This is a genomic window from uncultured Gimesia sp. (assembly GCF_937919775.1).
In the GTDB taxonomy this organism is placed as follows: domain Bacteria; phylum Planctomycetota; class Planctomycetia; order Planctomycetales; family Planctomycetaceae; genus Gimesia.
The window spans coordinates 1-2,838 of record NZ_CALFPF010000610.1; the positions used below are offsets into that span (position 1 = coordinate 1).

The following is a 2,838-nucleotide window of genomic DNA, read 5'->3' on the forward strand; positions in this document are numbered from 1 at the left end:
TTTGCCCCTAGTAGCATCGGTTCCCGAATTTTATATTTTGCTGCTAAAAAGCTGCTGATTCGCTTCGAATCAGAGGAGATTTTCTGATTTCAAAAATAAACTTTCCTCAGTCAACTGCCTGTTCAAACCGAAACCCCTCACCGGTTGGACGAAACTCACTGTAAACCATATAATGGTCGATTCAATCAGAGTTTACGCGCAAAACAAAATGAATTTTGAGCATTCCTGCGGCATGAACCACCTACGCCAGGAGGCTGTCGTATCAATCGGGATCGTGTTATAACGGCTGATTCGCAAATTAACGTTATCGTAAGATTTTCTATAGCAATTGACTTAAAGTGAATCTGAGAAAAGACTTTTAACCATTTAGTTCTCTGGAGATTTCAAAGTGTTTGATACTGTCGCCATTCTTGGTGCCACCGGTGCTGTAGGGCACATCATGCGGAAACTGCTGGAAGATCGAAACTTCCAGGCAAAACAATTTCGTTTTCTGGCTTCCGCCCGATCTGCTGGTAAAACACTGGAATTCCAGGGAAAAACGTACACACTTGAAGAATTGACCAAAGATTCGTTTGAAGGCGTTGAACTCGTCATCGCATCTACACCCGATGATGTCGCAGCAGAATACCTGCCTGCAGCAGTCGCCGCAGGTGCGATTGTGATTGATGAATCAGGCTACTGGCGAATGAAACCGGATGTGGCACTGGTCATTCCCGAGATCAATCCGGAAGCAGCCCTCGCAGCAAAAGGCATCATCGCCAGCCCGAACTGTTCGACCACTCAGATGGTCATGGCTCTCAAGCCGTTGTATGATGCCTCCCGCATTCGCCGCGTGATTGTCAGCACTTACCAGGCGACCAGCGGTGCAGGAGTTGCCGGCACCAGCGATCTCATGGAAGGTTCCCGAGCCTATCTGGATGGGAAAAGCCATGATTATCAGGTCTTTCCGCACCCGATCGCTTTCAATGCCATTCCTCAGATCGGCAGCGAAAAAGAGGAAGGCTACACCAGCGAAGAAATGAAAATGGTGTACGAAACCCGCAAGATTCTGGGTGATGATTCGATTCAAATCAATCCGACTTGTGTTCGAATTCCCGTCGCCAACTGTCACAGTGAAACGATTACGGTCGAAACAGAACGTCCCATCTCTCCCGAAGAAGCCCGACAGTTATTTGCGGATTTCCCCGGAATCACTGTCGTTGATGACTTGAAGAATCTTTCATACCCGCTCCCTTCCACCTGTGATGGAAGTGACGAAGTCTATATTGGTCGCATCCGCCGTGATATTTCCCATCCGAACGGGCTCAGTTTCTGGTGCGTCAGCGACAACCTTCGCAAAGGCGCCGCCACAAACGCCGTTCAGATCGCAGAACTACTGGCGAAACATCGCGCCTGCACTAAATAGAATTTGAGACGCTGCTGCCTGATTCCGAACAGGAGCATTCGTTTCCGGTTACTCCCTGATCCGCGCAGATTTTTTCAAGTTAATACCGCAAAGGCTACACAATGAATACGTTTCATTATCAAGACGGCGAACTGTATTGTGAAAACGTTCCTGTCGCTCGATTGGCTGAAGAATATGGTACTCCACTCTGGGTTTATTCAAAATCGGCATTTCTCAGCCGCCTGAAAGAGATCCAGGATGCGTTTGCCGAAGTCGACCCTGTGATCTGCTATTCGGTCAAAGCCAACGGAAATTTGAGCATTCTCAAAACGATGAACGATGCCGGCAGCAGTTTTGACGTGGTTTCAGGCGGAGAACTGTTTCGCGTCCAGCAGGCAGGCGCTGATACGTCACGCGTTGTCTTCGCAGGTGTCGGAAAAACAGACGAAGAAATCCGTCAGGCCCTCAAAGCAGACATTTTAATGTTTGATGTGGAAAGCGAAGCTGAACTCGACGCCATCGCTGCGATTGCCGGGGAAACAGGCTGCGTCGGACGGGTCGCCCTGCGTCTGAATCCCGACATCGACGCGAAAACACATCACAAAACCACCACCGGCAAAAAGGGAAACAAGTTCGGTATGGATATCGAACGGGCCACTGAACTGGCCGACAAAGTCCTGAAAGACGAACGGCTGGAACTCACCGGAATTCATATGCATCTCGGCTCTCCGATCCTTTCTACCGACCCTTACGCCAAGGCGGTCAAGAAAGGCGCAGAAGTCATCGAGCAGCTTCGTGACAAAGGGCATAAAACCAACTGGCTGAATCTCGGCGGAGGCTTCGGGATCAGCTATAAAACCGATGAAGGGCCATCCGCACAGACCTATGCCGATGTTATCGTGCCCACCATCAAAGAAATTGGCTGCCGTCTGGCTTTAGAGCCCGGACGTTTTATCGCCGGAAATTCCGGCGTACTCATCAGCCAGATCGTCTTCACCAAACGGGAAGGGGGGAAACTCTTTTACATCCAGGATGGTGGAATGACAGATCTCGTGCGTCCTGCCATGTACGACTCATATCACCGGGTCTGGCCAGTGAAACCAGAAGTCCCCATGCCTTTTGACTGCGAAGGCGAAATCGAAGGCTGTGAGCCCGCTGATGTCGTCGGTCCGGTCTGCGAATCCTGTGATTATTTTGCCAAAGACCGATATCTGCCCCCGATGCAGCGAGGCGATTACCTCTGTACGTTTAGCGCAGGCGCGTACGGCTCTGCCATGAGCAGTAATTACAATGCCCGCCCCCGCAGTGCAGAAATCCTTGTGGATGGCAGCAATTATCAGGTGGTTCGCAGACGGGAAACCTATGAGGAACTGATTGCCTTAGAACAATCATAGCCGCAAATTCTGGGTCTTAATCTGTTTGAAAAACATGTTCGGAAGACCAGTCACCTGAGG

The 2,838-nt window shown here is 50.2% G+C and carries 2 protein-coding genes; both read left to right on the plus strand.

Translation table 11 applies throughout. From position 1 onward, the window contains the following. The first annotated feature begins 388 nt into the window (after positions 1-388). A complete protein-coding gene (locus Q0294_RS17505) occupies positions 389-1,405 on the plus strand; it encodes an aspartate-semialdehyde dehydrogenase (protein ID WP_299468037.1) in 1,017 nt (338 codons plus the stop codon). A 101-nt stretch (positions 1,406-1,506) separates the two neighbouring features. After that, a complete protein-coding gene (lysA, locus tag Q0294_RS17510) occupies positions 1,507-2,778 on the plus strand; it encodes a diaminopimelate decarboxylase (protein ID WP_299468039.1) in 1,272 nt (423 codons plus the stop codon). Positions 2,779-2,838: the final 60 nt, after the last annotated feature.